General features: G+C 57.2%; 14 protein-coding genes, 2 pseudogenes and 1 CRISPR repeat array. Of the genes and pseudogenes, 11 read left to right on the plus strand and 5 right to left on the minus strand.

What is annotated here, in order from left to right; genetic code table 11:
- Positions 1–10: 10 nt before the first annotated feature.
- The 7 genes and pseudogenes from J1N60_RS20270 (at position 11) to J1N60_RS20295 (ending at position 13233) form a co-directional block, all read left to right on the plus strand.
- On the plus strand, positions 11–2704 hold the full coding sequence (locus J1N60_RS20270) for a CRISPR-associated endonuclease Cas3'' (protein ID WP_312912694.1): 2694 nt from the start codon (positions 11–13) through the stop codon (positions 2702–2704).
- Positions 2701–3249 carry a CRISPR-associated protein Cas4 gene (gene cas4 / locus J1N60_RS20275; protein ID WP_312912695.1) on the plus strand — a complete coding sequence of 183 codons (549 nt, stop codon included), beginning with the start codon at positions 2701–2703 and terminating at the stop codon, positions 3247–3249. The genes J1N60_RS20270 and cas4 overlap by 4 nt, the downstream gene beginning before the upstream one ends.
- Positions 3250–3251: 2 nt before the next feature.
- A complete protein-coding gene (gene cas1b / locus J1N60_RS20280) occupies positions 3252–4244 on the plus strand; it encodes a type I-B CRISPR-associated endonuclease Cas1b (protein ID WP_312912696.1) in 993 nt (330 codons plus the stop codon).
- Positions 4245–4505 carry a CRISPR-associated endonuclease Cas2 gene (gene cas2 / locus J1N60_RS20285; protein ID WP_312912697.1) on the plus strand — a complete coding sequence of 87 codons (261 nt, stop codon included), beginning with the start codon at positions 4245–4247 and terminating at the stop codon, positions 4503–4505.
- Positions 4506–4605: 100 nt separating this feature from the next.
- A CRISPR array of direct repeats spans positions 4606–12198; the repeat unit is 30 nt; unit sequence GATTCAGACGTACCCTTGTGGGGTTGAAGC.
- 41 nt (positions 12199–12239) lie between these two features.
- Positions 12240–12410: pseudogene (locus J1N60_RS20725) on the plus strand (DUF7568 family protein); the annotation flags it as partial.
- Positions 12391–12786 (plus strand): DUF7567 family protein, encoded by a 396-nt coding sequence (locus J1N60_RS20290; RefSeq protein WP_312912698.1) that lies wholly within the window; start codon positions 12391–12393, stop codon positions 12784–12786. The pseudogene J1N60_RS20725 and the gene J1N60_RS20290, both read left to right, overlap by 20 nt.
- Positions 12787–13008: 222 nt before the next feature.
- Positions 13009–13233 carry a hypothetical protein gene (locus tag J1N60_RS20295; RefSeq protein WP_312912699.1) on the plus strand — a complete coding sequence of 75 codons (225 nt, stop codon included), beginning with the start codon at positions 13009–13011 and terminating at the stop codon, positions 13231–13233.
- A gap of 177 nt (positions 13234–13410) precedes the next feature.
- Here the strand turns inward: J1N60_RS20295 and J1N60_RS20300 are convergent, their stop codons facing one another.
- Positions 13411–14619, minus strand: a complete 1209-nt coding sequence (locus J1N60_RS20300) for a CBS domain-containing protein (protein ID WP_312912700.1) — start codon at positions 14617–14619, stop codon at positions 13411–13413.
- Between the two features lie 113 nt (positions 14620–14732).
- On the minus strand, positions 14733–15119 hold the full coding sequence (locus J1N60_RS20305) for a hypothetical protein (RefSeq protein WP_312912701.1): 387 nt from the start codon (positions 15117–15119) through the stop codon (positions 14733–14735).
- A gap of 506 nt (positions 15120–15625) precedes the next feature.
- Between J1N60_RS20305 and J1N60_RS20310 the strand changes: the two genes are divergently transcribed.
- Positions 15626–15889, plus strand: coding sequence for a HalOD1 output domain-containing protein (locus tag J1N60_RS20310; RefSeq protein WP_312912702.1), 264 nt, complete (start codon positions 15626–15628; stop codon positions 15887–15889).
- A gap of 301 nt (positions 15890–16190) precedes the next feature.
- On the opposite strand, the gene J1N60_RS20315 is transcribed toward J1N60_RS20310, so the two are convergent.
- From J1N60_RS20315 to sp36, 3 genes are all read right to left on the minus strand, one after another.
- Entirely contained in the window at positions 16191–16706 is a 516-nt protein-coding gene (locus J1N60_RS20315) for a hypothetical protein (RefSeq protein ID WP_312912703.1), read from the minus strand.
- A 692-nt stretch (positions 16707–17398) separates the two neighbouring features.
- A complete protein-coding gene (locus J1N60_RS20325; protein WP_312912704.1) occupies positions 17399–18415 on the minus strand; it encodes a DUF7972 family membrane protein in 1017 nt (338 codons plus the stop codon).
- Positions 18412–18618, minus strand: coding sequence for a Sp36 family protein (sp36, locus tag J1N60_RS20330; RefSeq protein ID WP_312912705.1), 207 nt, complete (start codon positions 18616–18618; stop codon positions 18412–18414). The genes J1N60_RS20325 and sp36 overlap by 4 nt, the downstream gene beginning before the upstream one ends.
- Before the next feature lie 138 nt (positions 18619–18756).
- On the opposite strand from sp36, the gene J1N60_RS20335 reads away from it, so the two are divergent.
- From J1N60_RS20335 to J1N60_RS20345, 3 genes and pseudogenes are all read left to right on the plus strand, one after another.
- Positions 18757–19158: a hypothetical protein gene (locus J1N60_RS20335; RefSeq protein WP_312912706.1), complete on the plus strand. Its 402-nt coding sequence runs from the start codon at positions 18757–18759 to the stop codon at positions 19156–19158.
- 241 nt (positions 19159–19399) lie between these two features.
- A complete protein-coding gene (locus J1N60_RS20340) occupies positions 19400–20350 on the plus strand; it encodes a MarR family transcriptional regulator (RefSeq protein WP_312912707.1) in 951 nt (316 codons plus the stop codon).
- A pseudogene (locus J1N60_RS20345) lies at positions 20347–20532 on the plus strand (hypothetical protein); the annotation flags it as partial. The gene J1N60_RS20340 and the pseudogene J1N60_RS20345, both read left to right, overlap by 4 nt.
- Positions 20533–20548 lie beyond the last annotated feature (16 nt).

The following is a 20548-nucleotide window of genomic DNA, read 5'->3' on the forward strand; positions in this document are numbered from 1 at the left end:
GGCCGTAGCCATGGTCGAGTTCACGGAACGACCGTCGCACGAAGACCCTGACGGAAAACCAATCCCGCTCGACAGACATCTCTACGATGTTTGCGAGCGGGTAGGCTGGCTCATCCCCGATGACGCCAGGACACCTGCAGGGGATTCGCTCGTCGAATTGGTAGAGGCGGTGGCACTGATACATGACTTCGGGAAACTGACTGCGTGGTTTCGCGACCATCTTCTCTCGGACAGTGACGGTAAACCGGACGGACCGAAGCACCACGCACCGATTTCAGCGCTGCTCGCATACTACGTACTGGAATCTCGAGAGTTCGATGAAACCGATTGTCTCCTCGGCTTTCTCGCCGTTGCGAGACATCACGGCCGCCTCCCCGACGCGGTCGACTACGTTCATCGGGCGGGCATCGAACAGTCCGGCCGAATCCAGACGCTCTACCGGTCGGACGTGCGCAGCCAGGCGGCGCACATCGACGAAACCGTCCCCAAGCTAGCGAGTGTGCTCGTCGAACGGGCGACAAACAGCAACGGCAATTGGAACGAGTTCCTGGAACGGCTCTCCCGTCCCGAATCGGCCACCGAACTCGGATGGCTCGCAGAGGGAGCCTGTAGTGGCCGGCGTCTCCGCCCCGCTCCGGAGAAACTTCCATCTGGCTTCTACGAGTCGGTGCTTCAAGTCTGGAGCGCGCTCGTTTTTGCCGACAAGGCGAGCGCAGCGAGCCTGACGACAGGAGTCGAGGTAGGGAAGGATGCCTACCGATCAACGTCACCCGAACGACAGGCGATCGACGACCACATCGCCGATATCCGAGCCGAGAACGCCACTTCGGACCTCGGTTCACGCACGGAACGACTGAACGGGCGACGCGAAGAGGCTCGGCAAAAGGTCCGAGACCGCGCAGCCGAGTTCGTTGCCGATGATCGACGCGTCGCGACCCTAACGCTCCCCACAGGAATGGGGAAGACGCTCACTGGGTTGGATGCCGCTCTGACCGTCCTCGAAGAGACCGGTACTGCGTCGACCACGGGCATAAAGGAGGGGCGTCTCATCTATGCGCTGCCGTACACATCGATCATCGATCAGGTGGCAGACGAGAGCCGTGAGCTGTTCGAGGAGAGCGACGGGGACGAGCGGATCACAGTTGACCACCACCTCGCGGAAACGCTGGTTTCACCGCCGGAAACCGCCGAGGAAGTCGCCGACGATGCCGTCGAGAACGTCGCCGCCTTGCTGGGAGAGAGCTGGCGCACGGGGATGGTCGTAACGACGTTCGTCCAGCTATTCGAGAGCCTCACCGGCCCGACAAACGCCCGTTCGATGAAACTCCCATCGTTGTACGGGAGCGTAGTCGTTCTTGACGAGCCGCAGGCGCTGCCCCTGGAGTGGTGGCCGCTCGTGGATCGATTAGTGGAACTGTTGACCGAGGAGTACGGCGCGTCAGTGATCACCATGACAGCTACACAGCCCAAACTACTTTCTGCTGGAGATCAGGAGCCATTCTCGCTCGTTTCGGATCCCGATCCGTACTATGCGGAACTCGACAGACTCGATTTCGCACTCCACCCGTCCGCGGTCGCAATGCTTCCCGGCTGGGATGGAGAACAATCGGACACCGATGGGGGTGCCGAGCAGGGATCCCTCTCGTATGATCGAGCTGGCGAACTCGTAGCAAGACGAGCCGAGGACGGCGACTCCGTACTGACGATATGCAACACGATTGATAGCTCGAGGGAACTTACTGAGGCAGTCGCCAACCAAACGGCGATACTGAACGTCAATGAGATGTACGCTGAGCAACTCGACGCTACGGAGCACCGGACCGATTCAGTCCGCCCCGAGAAGACGCTTGCCGACGCGGTTCGTCAACGTCATGAGAGGGAACCATTATTAATACATCTCACAACACGACACCGGCCATGTGATCGACGCCACCTCATCGACGTCGCGACCGATCTCGCCGAGGCAGGCGAGCCGGTACTGTTCATCTCCACTCAGCTCGTCGAGGCCGGCGTCGACGTGAGCTTCGACGAGGTGATCCGCGATTTCGCACCGATGGACAGCCTGGTGCAGGCTGCGGGCCGGTGTAATCGATCGTACGATCGTGCTCGCGGACGCGTGACGGTCTGGCAGCTTTCGCCACCGCCGAACCGTGAGATGACGCCGGCCAGCGCAGTATATGGTCGCGGAGAGAGTCTGACAAAGCTGACGGGGCAAGCGTTGGCGACGGTATACGATGGCGAGCCGATACCTGAACCGGATGTGACTCGGGACGCCGTCGATCACTACTTCGAGTTACTCGAGCAGCGCGATGTCGGCGCCGACGAGTACGTCGATTACTTGGAGCGGGCAGAAGCCGAACAGCTCAGCAAGCTCTCGCTGATCGACCAGCGTCCTGCCGTCGACGTGATCGTGACGAGAACCGCTGAAGAACGGAAGACGGTAGAGGAGATCCGACGGATGTTCGCCGAGTATCGCTGGGACAAGCTCAACGACCTCGTCGAGTCGACCGCCGACTGGCAGGTCTCCATTCCCGTCTACCCCGGCGACAACGAGACGATAGAGAAACTCAGTGCGTGTGAGCCGTTGTTCTCGGGTGCCGATCGGCTGGTGCTGGACGGTCGTCCGGGACGGCACAACGGCTACTTTGACGCCACCGACGGCGTCGTCATCCCCGATACCAGCGTGGAGGCTCGATTGTTGTGAGTGACGGCCCCGTCACTCGGCTGTTGGCGACAGCTCGAGGCGACGCCGTCGACGATCCGTTCCGCGTCACCGGAGTGATGATGCAGTACTACTACGTCTGTGAACGCGAGCTCTGGTTCGAGAGTCGGAACATCGAGATCGACCGAGAAAACGCGAGCGTCGCCCGGGGAACTCGTGTCGACGAATCCTCCTACGGCGAGCGTACACAGGAGAATCTGCGGTTGGGGATGATCTCCCCCGACTTACTCGAGGACGGACGGGTGGTCGAGGTGAAGCCTTCCTCGGCACTGACTGAGCCGGCCCGCATGCAGCTCTCGTACTACCTTTGGTACCTTGATCGAGTGATGGACGTACAGCGCGAAGGCGTATTGGCGCATCCAACCGAACGCCGACGTGAGGAAGTATCGTTAGACGAGGATCGACGCGAGAAAGTCGAGTCGGCGATCCGTAGTATTCACGCAATCGTGACCGCGGAGCGTCCACCGGAAGCCACCGAGAAGCCATACTGTGAGTCGTGCGCCTACTACGACTTCTGTTGGGTCTGATCATGGACAGGAACTACCACATTTTTTCAGACGGACGCATCGAACGAAGCGAAGACACGGTCCGACTGGAGACTATCGACGGTGAGAAAAAACACATTCCCGTCGAGCATGCCGAAGCAATCTACCTCCACGGACAGATCGACTACAATACGCGGCTGATGTCGTTTCTCAACGACCATGGTGTCGCCGTACACGTCTTCGGCTGGAACGATCGCTACGCGGGGTCGCTGATGCCTGAACGCGGCCAAACGAGCGGGCGAACCGTTGTCGAACAGGTCCGGGCATACGACGACCCCGAGCGACGGCAGACGATCGCCGCCTCGTTCGTCCGCGGCAGTATCCACAATATGCGGACGAACGTCACATACTACAACAGTCGGGACTACGACCTCGGAAGAGTCCTCGAGGACCTGGATGACGCGGTTTCACGCATTGACAGCACGAAGGATATCTCAGAACTCATGGGCGTCGAAGCGACAGCCCGCCGGGCGTACTACCGAACGTTCGATACGGTGCTCCCCGACTCGTTCTCATTTGACAGCCGGGAGTACAACCCACCGCCGAACCCCGTGAATGCGCTCATCTCGTTCGGGAACAGTCTGGTATATGCTAACTGTGTGTCGGCGATCCGGGCTACTGCGCTCGATCCCGCAATCAGCTATCTCCACGAACCCGGAGAGCGACGCTACTCCCTCTCACTTGATATCGCTGACCTGTTCAAACCGGTGTTGACGGATCGGCTACTATTCCGGTTAGTCAACCGGAGACAGATCAGCCGTGATGATTTCCGGAATGAAGTCGGTTCCTGCCTCCTCAACGAAGCTGGACGGACAACGTTCCTGAAGGAGTTTGAACAAACGCTCGAGCGAACAGTTGAACACCCAGAACTGAACCGGAAGGTAAGCTATCAGTATCTGCTCCGGCTCGAGGCGTACAAGCTGAAAAAACACCTATTGACTGGCGAGCCATACGAGCCGTTCAAGCGGTGGTGGTAGATGTACGTTATCGTCGTCTACGATATGGAGGCCGACCGCACCCACCTAATGCTGAAACTATGTCGTCGGTACCTGATCCACGTCCAGAATTCAGTGCTTGAAGGTGAGATTTCGGAGGGCGATTTGACGACGATGAAAGGGAAGATAGACGATCTACTGCAAGAAGGAGAATCGGTAGTGATCTACGAACTCTCCTCAGATAAGCTATTGAACCGTTCGGTGTACGGCGATGACCCGACCGAAGACAGTCGGTTTCTCTAGCTGATGTCGACCCCCGGGGGATCCAGGAGGATTGCGGGTCGACAGAAATAGTGAAGTGAATTCCGTGGATAGAGAGGATATGGTGGTCAAATTCACCATGGATTCAGACGTACCCTTGTGGGGTTGAAGCGTGAGGACGTAGATGTGCTCCGGATCGTCTGGGCGATTCAGACGTACCCTTGTGGGGTTGAAGCTCGAGGCCGACGTCGAGGACGAAGCAGAAGGGACGGATTCAGACGTACCCTTGTGGGGTTGAAGCAGTCGGATCTGGACGCCATCGTCGGTCTCGACGGCGATTCAGACGTACCCTTGTGGGGTTGAAGCGGCTCGTGGCTGGTCACACTCAACAGCGTCCCGGTGATTCAGACGTACCCTTGTGGGGTTGAAGCGACGGGAGCTCGTGATTGCCATCCTCGTCGACGAAGATTCAGACGTACCCTTGTGGGGTTGAAGCGCCGAGAGGGCGAGGCCGCCGACGATCGCTACGCGCTGATTCAGACGTACCCTTGTGGGGTTGAAGCACGGTCGGAACACCTCGGCAGATTTTCGCCTCGGCGATTCAGACGTACCCTTGTGGGGTTGAAGCCGAGCGACGCCGACTCCAACCGGCCCGTCCAGTCGGATTCAGACGTACCCTTGTGGGGTTGAAGCCGGAAGTGTACGAGATGGTCATCGAGGAGGTCTGCGGATTCAGACGTACCCTTGTGGGGTTGAAGCGATTGATGCAGGGTCCGGCGAAACCATAGAATCGGGATTCAGACGTACCCTTGTGGGGTTGAAGCGACGAGGAACTCAACGAACCGCAAGGCGCCTACGAGATTCAGACGTACCCTTGTGGGGTTGAAGCCAAATTGTCGCCGTCGCCAGCTTGTCGGAATCGCTGATTCAGACGTACCCTTGTGGGGTTGAAGCGAGATTCGACCGCCTATCAAGCGCGCCGACGGGTTGGATTCAGACGTACCCTTGTGGGGTTGAAGCGTCGAGTACAACACCTACAGCCTCGAGGACGCCCGCGATTCAGACGTACCCTTGTGGGGTTGAAGCCGAAAGACGAGATGCGGGAGAACGGATGGGATCCCGGATTCAGACGTACCCTTGTGGGGTTGAAGCCCGACGACAGAGGTCTTTATCTGGTACACTGACGACGGATTCAGACGTACCCTTGTGGGGTTGAAGCCCGACGACAGAGGTCTTTATCTGGTACACTGACGACGGATTCAGACGTACCCTTGTGGGGTTGAAGCCGCGACAGCGTATCGTCCGAGGCACGCCCGGAGAGATTCAGACGTACCCTTGTGGGGTTGAAGCGCGTGACGGTCAAAGGCGGCGCTCGATCGAAGACCGAGATTCAGACGTACCCTTGTGGGGTTGAAGCGACGCCCTCTCGTGGCTCGATGATGTCCTCGACACGATTCAGACGTACCCTTGTGGGGTTGAAGCTCGCGCACGAAGGGCGGCCTCCAGGCGAAGGACTAGATTCAGACGTACCCTTGTGGGGTTGAAGCAACGGCCTGGGCGCCTCACTCCGACTCCGGGTCACGGTGATTCAGACGTACCCTTGTGGGGTTGAAGCGGCCGGCCCTGTCACGGTAAGCGACAGAGTGGTCGATTCAGACGTACCCTTGTGGGGTTGAAGCGCACTCAGGGCACTGCCAGACGGAGACGACGTCAGATTCAGACGTACCCTTGTGGGGTTGAAGCGCCACATTGACTCGAGTGACAGCACGCTCCTGACCGAGATTCAGACGTACCCTTGTGGGGTTGAAGCTTCCGACCCGTTCGACGCCCTCTCGTGGCTCGATGAGATTCAGACGTACCCTTGTGGGGTTGAAGCGTTTGCCTCAACTCAGCATACACGACTCAAAATGACGATTCAGACGTACCCTTGTGGGGTTGAAGCGTCGAGGAAGGCGAACGCGAACGGATTACCGAGTGGATTCAGACGTACCCTTGTGGGGTTGAAGCGGTCGCGAACCGATCACGCCGATACTCCCGACGAGGATTCAGACGTACCCTTGTGGGGTTGAAGCCTCCGGAAGGAGTTTCCGGAAGTGTACGAGATGGTCGATTCAGACGTACCCTTGTGGGGTTGAAGCGAGTCAGTCCGTCGCGGATCGAGGCGCTATGTAGAGGATTCAGACGTACCCTTGTGGGGTTGAAGCGCGTGACGGTCAAAGGCGGCGCTCGATCGAAGACCGATTCAGACGTACCCTTGTGGGGTTGAAGCTACTACCGTCACAGACCCACGCTCGGAAGCGGGCAGATTCAGACGTACCCTTGTGGGGTTGAAGCGAGCCTACGACAGACGTGATCTACACCGCGAGCGTCGGATTCAGACGTACCCTTGTGGGGTTGAAGCTCGATGTCGAGTGCGTCCAGGACGATCTGCCGGAGCAGATTCAGACGTACCCTTGTGGGGTTGAAGCACCACTCAGGTCCCGGCTAAGGTAGACTCTCCCGCGATTCAGACGTACCCTTGTGGGGTTGAAGCCCCAACCCGTCTCGCGTCGTCGATAAGGTCCTCGTGGATTCAGACGTACCCTTGTGGGGTTGAAGCACACTCGTTAGTGACCGGCCCGAGCCATATCTTCAAGATTCAGACGTACCCTTGTGGGGTTGAAGCATAGGCTACCACCCTCTGGCAGTGCGAGAGAGTCGATTCAGACGTACCCTTGTGGGGTTGAAGCAAGCTCTCCGTCAACGAGGACCGCGTTATCCCGCGATTCAGACGTACCCTTGTGGGGTTGAAGCCCGATGTCGTCGACGATCTCCTCGAGGAGCGCGGATTCAGACGTACCCTTGTGGGGTTGAAGCCTCGAGGGCCGGCTTGTTGCCGATCTGATCGAGAGGATTCAGACGTACCCTTGTGGGGTTGAAGCGACCTCGAGGACGCCCTCCTGGGTCGCGACGTCGACGAGATTCAGACGTACCCTTGTGGGGTTGAAGCCTGGCCGCACTCGGTCGACGTGAGATTGATCCCCAGGATTCAGACGTACCCTTGTGGGGTTGAAGCACAGATAGCGCAGTACAGCGTCGTCATTCGAACTTCGATTCAGACGTACCCTTGTGGGGTTGAAGCGAGCGATTGCATGAGGCGATGGAGTTGGCAGAGGGATTCAGACGTACCCTTGTGGGGTTGAAGCCGCTGTCTCGAAGGCGCCCGGCCCCCCGTCGACTCAGGATTCAGACGTACCCTTGTGGGGTTGAAGCTCAATAAGCCAATCTATTGCGACCGATATTCGCTGAGATTCAGACGTACCCTTGTGGGGTTGAAGCTTGCGGACCATCTCGCGATCCGCTTCATCGCGCCAGATTCAGACGTACCCTTGTGGGGTTGAAGCTCTGACTCGCCAGTGCAGTATTTGCACCAGCTAACGGATTCAGACGTACCCTTGTGGGGTTGAAGCGACGTCCACCACTGCAACCGGCTCCGGTGGGACAACCGATTCAGACGTACCCTTGTGGGGTTGAAGCCCACCTCGAACCTACGGAGGGCGCGTGCGATGAGCGATTCAGACGTACCCTTGTGGGGTTGAAGCCACGCGAGTTCCTGGCGAACGCCCTCCTCGCCGTAGATTCAGACGTACCCTTGTGGGGTTGAAGCGCGTAGTCGGCGTTCCAGGCCGCACCGCACCGCGCGGATTCAGACGTACCCTTGTGGGGTTGAAGCCGGGTTGCGTCGATAGGTACGCGACGACCGCCTCGGATTCAGACGTACCCTTGTGGGGTTGAAGCAGCCTATTTATATACCCCTCCATAAACTGTATGGCGCGATTCAGACGTACCCTTGTGGGGTTGAAGCATCGTGACCACTCCTCGAGGTCGACGTCGTCGGGGATTCAGACGTACCCTTGTGGGGTTGAAGCTCTGACTCGCCAGTGCAGTATTTGCACCAGCTAGATTCAGACGTACCCTTGTGGGGTTGAAGCGACCTCATCTTCGATCGTTCCGTAGCGGTCGGTCGATTCAGACGTACCCTTGTGGGGTTGAAGCCTGCAGCGGCCTCCTTCGCCTGGCCGATCGCGATGGGATTCAGACGTACCCTTGTGGGGTTGAAGCTCTTCCCTGCAACGTAGACGCTCGGTCGCTCAGTGATTCAGACGTACCCTTGTGGGGTTGAAGCGCTCGAGCGACGCTCATCGATCGCACACCTCCGGATTCAGACGTACCCTTGTGGGGTTGAAGCGGTCGCATCCGTGACGTTCAGGTTACGTCTGCCGAGATTCAGACGTACCCTTGTGGGGTTGAAGCCTCCATGATACGGTCGTCGTCCCAGCCCTGGTCGAAGATTCAGACGTACCCTTGTGGGGTTGAAGCGTCATTATGACGTTCTTATGCGCTCACTAACGGGCGATTCAGACGTACCCTTGTGGGGTTGAAGCACGGAGAAACTGACGTCTCGGTTCACTCCCGAGCGGATTCAGACGTACCCTTGTGGGGTTGAAGCCGAAAGACGAGATGCGGGAGAACGGCTGGGATCCCGGATTCAGACGTACCCTTGTGGGGTTGAAGCGTCCGGTTCGTCAGTCACAGTGGGGTCACCTAATCAGATTCAGACGTACCCTTGTGGGGTTGAAGCATCATGTCGACGCGCTGGCCTTCGATCTCTTCGCGGATTCAGACGTACCCTTGTGGGGTTGAAGCCTCGTCAGCATCGAGGTACTCCCGCGTTCCGAACTCGATTCAGACGTACCCTTGTGGGGTTGAAGCCCCCATCGATCCACGCTCCTTGAGGCGATCTTTCGCGATTCAGACGTACCCTTGTGGGGTTGAAGCGCGATCGTGATCGTCGGCGCGTGGTACGTCCTCGCGATTCAGACGTACCCTTGTGGGGTTGAAGCTCGAAGGTTGCGTCAGGGTCTACGTGAATGTGAACGGATTCAGACGTACCCTTGTGGGGTTGAAGCATCGCGAAATCGAGGAGCACTCGATTCGCCTCTGCGATTCAGACGTACCCTTGTGGGGTTGAAGCGAGACGTCTGTCGGGAGCGCATCGATCGCAGTCACCGATTCAGACGTACCCTTGTGGGGTTGAAGCATCGCGACACCTCCGAGCCGTGGGCCGATACCGGATTCAGACGTACCCTTGTGGGGTTGAAGCCTCGCAGGGACAGCCGCAGCGCTCACGGTCGGCGGATTCAGACGTACCCTTGTGGGGTTGAAGCCCCCGAGGAGAGACCGAGGAGGACGCAGACGGCGAGATTCAGACGTACCCTTGTGGGGTTGAAGCGGCGGGATCATGACCTACCTCCTCTGGGCCCGCCGGATTCAGACGTACCCTTGTGGGGTTGAAGCCGGTTGTCGATGTCCCCCGTCTCCGAGATCGCGAACGATTCAGACGTACCCTTGTGGGGTTGAAGCGTGATTTTCACGTCATCGCATTCGAGAGTGCTGAAAGATTCAGACGTACCCTTGTGGGGTTGAAGCGGACGAGGCGCCGCAGCGGGCGCCGGGGCAACCGTGATTCAGACGTACCCTTGTGGGGTTGAAGCGTTATCCATGTCTGTTGGTCCGGGGATCGCGACGCGATTCAGACGTACCCTTGTGGGGTTGAAGCGCTGACGAGGACTCGTCAGGAGGCGGTGGAGGCGGATTCAGACGTACCCTTGTGGGGTTGAAGCGTCGACAAAACCGGGACGAAAACCGCGAGCTTCTGATTCAGACGTACCCTTGTGGGGTTGAAGCAGGAGGCGAACCACAGTGACCGCCGATCGAACCCCGATTCAGACGTACCCTTGTGGGGTTGAAGCTCCGTATCAGAGATAGCATACTTCTCCCGCAGAGATTCAGACGTACCCTTGTGGGGTTGAAGCGAGTAGCCGATTTCCGAGAGCCAGCGCCGAAGCTAGATTCAGACGTACCCTTGTGGGGTTGAAGCGGACACTGAGATCACCCGAAGACCCGCTCTTGGATTCAGACGTACCCTTGTGGGGTTGAAGCGCGGCGACTCCATCAGCGAGCCGACGTCGACGAACTGATTCAGACGTACCCTTGTGGGGTTGAAGCATAGGAGTCTCAGGGTGGTCTCGAGAGGCCGACTCGGATTCAGACGTACCCTTGTGGGGTTGAAGCCAGGGGTTCAAACCGATGAACGCCTATCTCGCTGGATTCAGACGTACCCTTGTGGGGTTGAAGCATCCACGTCCCCGAGGGCGTCGGCATCCACGATCTCGATTCAGACGTACCCTTGTGGGGTTGAAGCGAAGGGTGGTCTCGAACGTCGAACCCTGGGGGTGAGATTCAGACGTACCCTTGTGGGGTTGAAGCCCACGATCGACCCCGTGAGCGTCGATGGTGACTACGGATTCAGACGTACCCTTGTGGGGTTGAAGCGTTCAGCACGAACACAGAGGGGCTGATACCGGTCGGATTCAGACGTACCCTTGTGGGGTTGAAGCAACGACAGCGACCCGTCCCAGTGCTCGACGCCCGAGATTCAGACGTACCCTTGTGGGGTTGAAGCTACCCAACTGATGCCCCAACGGTCGGAAACGTCGAGATTCAGACGTACCCTTGTGGGGTTGAAGCACACCATCCTGACCGTACTCATCGCCGTATCGCTGGATTCAGACGTACCCTTGTGGGGTTGAAGCGTCATTCCGACTCCGTGAGACCGCCCCTGAGTCGATTCAGACGTACCCTTGTGGGGTTGAAGCGCGTGCAGAAACCCGTCTCCACAGCTCTAGATCGACGATTCAGACGTACCCTTGTGGGGTTGAAGCGGCTCGCGGAGTTGAGCGACTACGCCGGCGCCGATCGATTCAGACGTACCCTTGTGGGGTTGAAGCACGACGAGGTAACAGATCATGCCATGGACCGCCTGAGATTCAGACGTACCCTTGTGGGGTTGAAGCCCCGTGTACAGGTCCTCGTTGGTCCCGTTCGGGGGATTCAGACGTACCCTTGTGGGGTTGAAGCGAAGAGATCGTCGTCGAGATAGAGGAACATTTGAGATTCAGACGTACCCTTGTGGGGTTGAAGCCGTCGGATCGCCTGGTCCACGGCGAGAAGGCGACGATTCAGACGTACCCTTGTGGGGTTGAAGCGCGATCGCGCTGATCCAGGGCGGAGACGATCCCGTGATTCAGACGTACCCTTGTGGGGTTGAAGCGAATCGCCGCCGTCCGTTGCTGCAACTAAGGACGTGATTCAGACGTACCCTTGTGGGGTTGAAGCTGAATGGGTTTACTCGACAGTGCACAAAACGCGTGGATTCAGACGTACCCTTGTGGGGTTGAAGCGGTTCTACAGTCGAATGGGTTAGCTCCAGCGGTGGATTCAGACGTACCCTTGTGGGGTTGAAGCGAACTCTTGCTCGAGGGCACCCGGCGGATGGACGCGATTCAGACGTACCTTTGTGGGGTTGGAGCCTCCGATCATGATAACCACACGTACAAGGCCGTGATTCAGACGTACCCTTGTGGGGTTGAAGCCTCCCCCGTTAACGGTTGCAGCGTCGACCTCGCCATGATTCAGACGTACCCTTGTGGGGTTGAAGCCGTGTAGGAGGTTTTCCCTCGCTCGAGTGACTGAGATTCAGACGTACCCTTGTGGGGTTGAAGCCACAAGCTCACCGCCGGCGAACTCTGCCCCGAGAAGATTCAGACGTACCCTTGTGGGGTTGAAGCGCCGTCTACGGACTTCGCGGAACTGATCACCAGGTGGTTCAGACGTACCCTTGTAGAGTTGAAGCTACGAACGACTCCTACCACGACCCCTCTAACTGGGGACGAAGTACAGCGAGGGTTCGATTACCCCGACTGTGGCTATGAAGCCCGCTCGAGGATCGTCTACGGCGCTGAACGGAGAGGTCTCAGAACGTTCAGAATAGTATTTTTTCTCAGGCAGGAAGGGGTGGCCCGAGTCATATGGGCCAGGTTCACAGATGAGTATCGAAGTCATTGACCGCCACAGCGAAGCACTGTTTGAATTCCTCTGGTGTCCAGTCTGCGGGCACGAGGTATTCAGCCACATTCCCTTCGAGGGAGTGTTCTGCAAGAATTGCAACACGCGGGTCGAGTTCCAGGAACCCATGGAAGATCGTGGCTACGAAGATGCCGTCCTCGCCTGTTTCGATACAGACACGGCCTGGAATCTCCACATCGTCGAGAAATTGCGTCGCGACCTTCCCGATGGATCCGCCCGGATGAAAATTCTCGGCTCGCCGTACGCCTACGAGGTCGATTGGTGGAGTCCGGAGCCGGGTGACGAATGGGAGGCGGTCGAACGTGGTGAGTTCGACGATGCCAATGAGCCAGAAGAGGTGTCGCATCTGGCGTAGCGGAATTCGATTCCTCAGCGATTGTGAGATCGTTGTTGTTGCGCCAGTAAGGGGCACCGGCGCACACGCGCCGGGGAGTATCGATGTCAACACGGAGTCAACTCGATTCGTCCAACGAGTCGAACCGAATCCCAGAACAGACAAGTCGAACGTCCGTGATCGGATCATGCAAGTCTACGTCGTGGAACTGCCAACACAGAATCCATTCGACGAACCCGCCGAGTGGGCCGGATACGCTGGCCGGAGACTGATTCGTACGCCGTTCGACGCGTTCTGGAACGGGTATATGATGCGATTCGAGAGGAATCGCAGAGCGTTCGAGAAGGGGCAGACAATGCCGATGAACTCCTGCGAGAGTTCCAGGCGCTTCGAGACGCAGCGAAGCCTCAAACGCCAGGACGACTGACCATCACCTACGAACGATACGACGACACATTCGAGGCCTGATGTCGCAAACCACCGTCACGAGCGACCTGACGACTGCTGGATGCACGCGTTTAGCCGTGTCGTCCTAACTGGACGAACTCGACCAATGTTCGTCCGTCTGCACAAGGGACAAGAGACGAGAGACGAGTGGGTAGCGCCACTCGGAACCGACTACCATCATTGGAGACATCGATCCGATTACCCGCCAAGCCACCAGCCATAGAGCTGTGCCTGCTCGTCAGTGTCGGGATGCTTCTTCGACTGGCCGTAGGTTTTCCCCTTGAGGAGTTGACGTTCGACAGCGTTCGCTGCGAGACGGAGGGCGTGGGAAGCACCGTACCCCTCCCCATCGGCAGTGAAGTAGCCGCGGTCGGTGACCAGTCGAATCCGTGCCAGCACTAGCGGCACACCCCGGCTCTGTTCCTTGTGCTCCTGCAGTTCGATGCTGGCCTTGATCACGCTCATCTCACCGTACTTCGAGGTCATGCGCTCGATCAGCGCGGAGACGTCGTCGTAGTCCATCTCCTCCAGCAGGTCGAGCCCGAACACCTGCACGGCGTTCCGGTCATCGCGCTCCCAGGTGAGCGCCTCGATGACGTCCGTTTTCGTGATGATACCGATCGGCTCGTCGGTGTCGTCGGCCGTGACGACGAGTGAGGAGATTCCTCGCTCGAACATCGTCTCGACCACCCCGTCGAGCGGTGCGTTCCGCTCTACTGTCACGACTGCGTCGGACATCAGGTTCCGTACCGGGAGATCGAGCATCCGGTCGGCGTCGCCCTCGCGTGCGCCGAATCCACCACGGTTCTGCCCGCCACCGCCGCGGCCACCGAAGCCGCTCGACGAACCACCTTGGCTCTTGTTGCCGCCTCGCGTCGTGAACTCGATGACGTCGTACAGGCTCAGCAGTCCCACGAGGTCGTCCCCGTCGACGACTGGGAGATGGGCGATCCCAGCGTCCCGAAGCATATTGAGCGCTTTTCCGATCGAGGTTTCAGGGGCCGCACTGATCAACTCCGTTGTGTAGGCATCGTCGACGGTCACTGCGGCGAGAAACGGACGGACAGCCTCGAGGACCGCATCGCCGGTCACCACACCGACAACACGATCGTCATCGAGTACGGGGAGTGTTTTGGCGCCGCTACCGATCATGAGCCGCGCGACCTCGCGGACATCCTCGGTGCGCTCGACAGTTGGGACGTGCTGTGCCTGTGAGCTAACCTTCGCAGACGGCTGGTTGGACGACGATGCCAGCTGTCGGCGGCTAACGACACCGCGATACTCGTCGCCGTCTGTTACGATGACGGCATCAAGTTCCTGATTCTCGAACGCCCCGGCGACCTTCGAGAGCGGTGTGCCGATGTCGAACTCCGTGAATTTTGGGGAGAGGATCTCAGATATATCCATGTGTGATGTCCTAGTAGAAGGGTTGCTGGACGGTTATGGTTGTTCCACCCCCTAATCATTCTGTCCGAGCCAGCCTAAGTAACAATTTCCTGATATTCGATACAGAGTTGGAGTTAACATGAGTAAGGGAATGTGATGCCTTCTGATTCGATTATTATTTGAACGTCTTCCCCATCGCGTGAGCAAATGTCTACGTCGGGGTCATACTCGTGTCTTATCTCGTCTTCGCCATTTAGCGAGACGACAAGGTGGTCAACGCGATCTTCGACACCCCGTGATTCGTCAGAATGTCCTGCCGGCAACGAGTACGAGTGGTCGAGTAACAGGGAGTCATCCGTCGCATAGACGGCTATTTCGAGGGAAATTTGTTGATCAGTATTGTTACTCGGGATGATTTCGACAATCGTCCCTTCTCCACTCTGTTCCCCGCCGACACCGAGACAACCAGATATGACAATACTGCTCCCAAGAGCGGTGGATAGGAGGGAACGTCGTTTCATGCGCAAAACTCCTATTGTGATGGATAAGTGACTTTTCATTACCTGAAAGATTCGCACGCCTACTTATCGGTCAGTTCAGCGCTAGCGTGACGGAATCAACGAGTTCTCCATGAGAGACACATCCTCGGAGTCAGTCATCTCGTTTCTGACAAGAGTCGAGTAGTTCATCTAGTGTGTGCTGAACTCGGGCGTGACTGTGACGTGTGGTGAGAACTAATTTACGGAAGCCGGTGATCGCTCAGTACGGGTGATTGGATGATCGTTATTCCGCTAACCGTTGTGTACCATGCCATGCTACTTTCCTCGTTGTGGTCCATATTCTGGCCAGAGAATGGCTATTGATCCGCCTACCTCCAAGGCAGAGGTAGCACTAGCGCTCAACACGCCCTACAAAGCGCATACCGGAACGGTGTAGAAGTCGCTAATAGCGGCTACGAGCAAATTCATCATGATGACTCCCACGCCAAGTATAACCGAGTCCAACCCTACGCTGAGACGTGGATACTATGACATCGACTGAGTCGGTTCAGCGGCGATATGATTGGTCGAATATGGAGCCGAGCATAGCCGTCATCGATGCGCTTGCATCCCTGGAAGACGTACGGCCAGTTAACCTCTCAGACGAAATAGGCGGTACTCTATGTGATTTTGTTGATCCGGAAGCGCTTGATGCACTCGTTACCGACGAGAACGCCATATCGATTTCGTTCACGATCACTGAGTATGAGGTGCACATCGACGAAGATAAGTTGCAAGTCTATTACGAGTAAGAGATCTACTGGAGATCTCAGCAGCCAGTTCGCAGATCTACTGAACGGCTGGATCGTTGGCTTCGATGTGAAACAAACAAAGTCGTTGTGCTAAACTTATCCTCTATACCTCACACACAACTTCTGATAGCATTTCGGCAGTTCGTTGTGACTCTGCGAGATACAGGGCGCATATCTCGCACAACAGTCCCAGAGGAATGCGATATATCGGCCTGATCAACACCGGTCTGGTGACGTACGGTCATTTCTGAAAAGTCGCGATTACAACCGTCAATTCTGCTGATAAAGGCTGGTGTTTTGTTCACTCACACCGCTGAACAGCCGTTATGAGTTGGCTTTTTGGAAGCCACTCGTCAGAGAGGGTGGGAAGGTCATCTCGGTTGCCAAACTGTTGGTAATGGTCTCGAAGACGATTCTCTGACCGCTCATGTCGGTCAGTATCGACCTCTGTATTTTCAATACCCTTCTCGAGTGAATGGATTCTGTGTGCGAGTCCCATCAGTGGTCGAGCCGCTGCGGACTCTTTGAAGAGAATTGCGTCCTCGGTCTCTCTGGAGATGCGTCCAACGAACATCGTGGGTGTGGTTCTGTCCGCGACTCCAACCTTCTCGTCGGCCAACCAATCTGGAAGTTGAATAAAAAGCTCGTCGGTGCCAAGAAGCCCCAACAATTGCCATAGTTGCCGGGTTTTCTGTTCGTTGAGAAGCCCCCGTTCCCGGGCTTCTCCGAGAGAGATATCGTAGTCAGTGAGGGTATCTGAATGCCACGCACGAGCAAATGAGTCGTAGTCGGCGTATTCGGTAATCAGGTCATTCACTCCGACTCAAGAGGGAGTGCAAACACATAAAGATTCCACCGATTCTGACAGCTGTTCTGATTAGAGACTGCGAAATACCCAGAGTCGTCGTGCTGAACTCATCCGCTGGATCTCGCACGCTATTCCTGACAGAATTCGAGTTGTTCATACTACTCTGCTGCACTCAAAGCGCGTAGTCAACAGATCGAGATCTCTCAAAAACGGGTTAACCGAATTGTTCGTCCCCCTTTCACATAGCTCCATGGAAGGGTTTCCCAGCCAGTATAACATCGTTCGAGTAATGGCGACTGCGGGCTACCTTTACCGTTCCATTCGATCAGCTCCTCCTCGGCACCGTGTTCGCACAACTCCCGGGCGTGAGGGTTAAACTGGAGCGACTGATCCGGAAGTCCATTTCCACTCAGTGGGAGTACGAAACGCTCGAGCCGTCGAAGGGATTGACCCAGCAGAGGGCAGTCGATGCGACGACCTTCCTCGAGGGTGGGATTATCCTCGGGTCGCCAGTACCGCCTTTGCCACCTCAAACCTACCAATTCTCTGGTTTATTCGTCCATCTTGCGGTTCGCGACGCTCGCCAATCAGACCCTCCAATGGGGCCGCTCATCCTCAGTTGAGTCGGTTCTGGTATTCGAAATTAGGACGTAACAATAGATCAAAAACCCCAGACGGGCGCCAAGCGGAGCTGTACCGCCTTAGCGTTGTGAATCACGGAGGATCAACGGCTCGATAGCAAGTGTCCGTTTCGCTATGGTGACGATACGAAGGACATACGAGACGAACAGCATGAATGGAACGAGCGTCACTGCAAACGCACCGCCGACGACAAGGACGATGTGATCGAAACCGAGCGTGTTTCCCGGGAACGTCCCCGCATCAACGATTGCGATCATGATACCCGCAATAGCCAATGCCGGGACTGCAGCATAGAGAATTAGCTGAGACAAGTTGATGAGTGCCCACTGGAAGTACAGCGTCTTGATGTGCTCGCGTGCTGGTCCAAACAGTGACAGCGCTGTTTTGAGATCGTCAAGCAAGCTGTGTTCTTCCTCACCGAGGCTCTCTTCGTATTCGTTCGCGAGACGTTCAACTTGGAAGATTTTCCAGCTGTAATTGAAATTCAGTGCGGCAAATAACACGTCGAACGAGCCGAACTGCGCACCCTCAAGTTGGTCACGTACCGTGTCAGCGTTCCCAGTGACGCTTTCAGCAAATTCATCGACCTCTTCTCGGAGGTTCTCGTCATCATTCTTGCCAATAGAATCTCGAAGAGCCGTAGTCCGTTGTGCCGTGACTCCGATGATCTGTCGGAGGAACTCGGATGGATCGGCAGGACTCGGAGACCCAATTAATTCTTCAGTGAAATCCCGGAAATCCATTGAACTGGCCATCCGCTCGCGTTGATCGCCAAGCGGGCCGTTCTCCTGGGAGAGGACGAGCTGACCGATCGTGACGACGAGTGTCGTCCCAGTCACGATGACCGTGATCATCGTCGAGAACATCGTGTCGATCATGTCGCCGGACTCGATTTGCCGTGAAAACGGTGGATAGAGGACAGCGACGGCGATCACGAATACGACAAATACGGCACTGGTCAGGACGAGGGAAACGAGAAGGCGGTTCGCGCGCAGCAGCACCCAGAGTTTTATCCGACTCTCGCCCGAGCGCTCACGCATCGTGTTGGCCGTGCTGATGTCGGTCTCATCAGTCATACTGACTCACTCGATTGGGCAGGTCGCTTGAAAACGAGGTACTTGGTGCCGCCTCCCTCATAGTCGATCGTCTCCATAAACTCCCAGCCCTCTGCACCGAGTTGATTCAACTCTGCTTTCGGATCCTCTGATTCTTTTTTGGTCTCACCGCGCGGCGGGCGAAGCGTCTCGTACTCCCAGTGGGTCGCTTCTGATTCGGACATCACTACTAGTAGGTACTGCAGCCCTCTATACCCCGCTCCACCCCCGGATGGAGGGAACATTTCCTGATCGAGAAGACGGGCTGCTTGGACGCTTAGCAATGCAACGCTCAAGCACTCGGGCACCGAAGAGGACAAGTAATGACTGACACTCCCTCACGCCACCGCGTCGTTGCGACGATAGCCCTGCTTGGGCTGGTTGTTGGGAGCGGCTGTCTGACGCTCAGCCCCACAGTCACGATAGAGACGACCGAGTCGACAGTGTTCGAGCAACTCTCGGTGACCGAGCCCTGGGCCAGCAAGAGTGTCGAGACGACGGTGACGTTGACGCCGGCAGCAACCACGACGAATGGCGTCACGCAACTCGTCGTGATCGCCGAAAGCGGGAGTACGTTCGACTCGACGACGATAGATAGTGGGCAGACGAGTGTAACAATGTATCTCCCTACGAATCAGAACGCAACGATCGTCGCAGTGAATGCGGTTAACGGGACAGTCGTGGAAAGACGGACGGTCGCTACCGATGGGAACAAATTCTTCTAGACTCGGACGTCGGGAGTGCGCTCTGACGATATGACGACGGCTAGACCAGCCAGTGGGCCGTCAAAGTAAGCGCTCACAACGGCTCCCTCGATGGGACGGACCGACTGAGGAAGCCTTCAAACGAGCCACGTGGCATTCCACGGGTCTCTGAAGAACGCACTCGGAGAGGTCGCTGTCGAAACCGGATAGTCAAGTAAAATCCAGAAACATATTTATGTAGTCCGGTTCTATAATTACATAGATGATTACGAAGGCCGGACTTGCTGTCATTGACGCACTCAGCACCGGCCGAGAAGCAACTCCGGAAGTGCTCGCGATGGAAACCGGATATTCACAGACCCATCTCTACGACGTACTCGATGAGTTGCTCGCAGCAGGGCTCCTCGTCGAGACTCGTGGTCGGAAAAACCAGCGGCGAGTCCATCTCGCTGACCATCCGGTCACTGAAGCGTATCGAGCGCTGCGATCGGAACTCGGCCATGTGGACTGGGTTGACCTTCTCTCGCCAGCCACCCTTCGGGTGTGCTGGTATCTCGACGAACCGCGTCGCGTCACGAATATAGCAGAACAGCTCGGAATGAGCCGGCAAGGCGTCCATAACGCGTTGTCGCCACTCAAACATCGAGCAATGCTGTCCCCGTCCGGCCCCGAGTACGCGGTGAGTGAGGACCTCGCGCCGCTGCTGGCGTTCGCTCAGGCCGTCGCGACCCACGAGCACCGGTCGCGAGCCCGGGAGATCGCGCCGAGTGCGACGGTCGAGTGGTGCGACCCGAAACGAACACTCGTCCGCGTGCAGACCACCGAGGATACAGACGCGCTCATAGACGCACCTGATTGGCAGGTGACCGGGCTCGGTCGATTCGAGGAGTACGGGCTGCAGTTCTTCCTTGCAGGTGAGCCTGCGTTCTGGTATGCACCCAACGAGGAACTCACGCCGGGCGAAGTGATGTGTCACACGCTCGTCCTCGATAGCGGCTCCCGCCGGGTTAGCTATGCGATGCTGTTGATCGAGGCGTTGGACATCGACCAAGAGACGCTCACAGACACTGCAATGTGGTACGATCTGGAATTCACGGTCGCTGCGATGTACCAGGGGCTGCAGGGAGAGGTCAAGGACTCGGACGAGATCCCTGTCGTCCTTCCAAGTGAATCAGAATTTTTGGCGCTCAAAGACCAGTACGGTGTAGTATGACGGTATTCAAGGGTGGTGAGGCGATCAAAGAGTTCCTCGAGGAGTTCGATAGCTGGCTGTCAGAGTCCGTGACAGTGTATCTCCTCGGTGGATCTGCGATGACGGTTCAGGGGTTGAAAGACCAGACTGAGGATATCGATCTCGCGCTGGGTGTGGTGGCCGAATTCGAGCACGTCTACAGATAAAGCAGGGCGAGTG

It is taken from the genome of Natronosalvus caseinilyticus (assembly GCF_017357105.1).
In the GTDB taxonomy this organism is placed as follows: domain Archaea; phylum Halobacteriota; class Halobacteria; order Halobacteriales; family Natrialbaceae; genus Natronosalvus; species Natronosalvus caseinilyticus.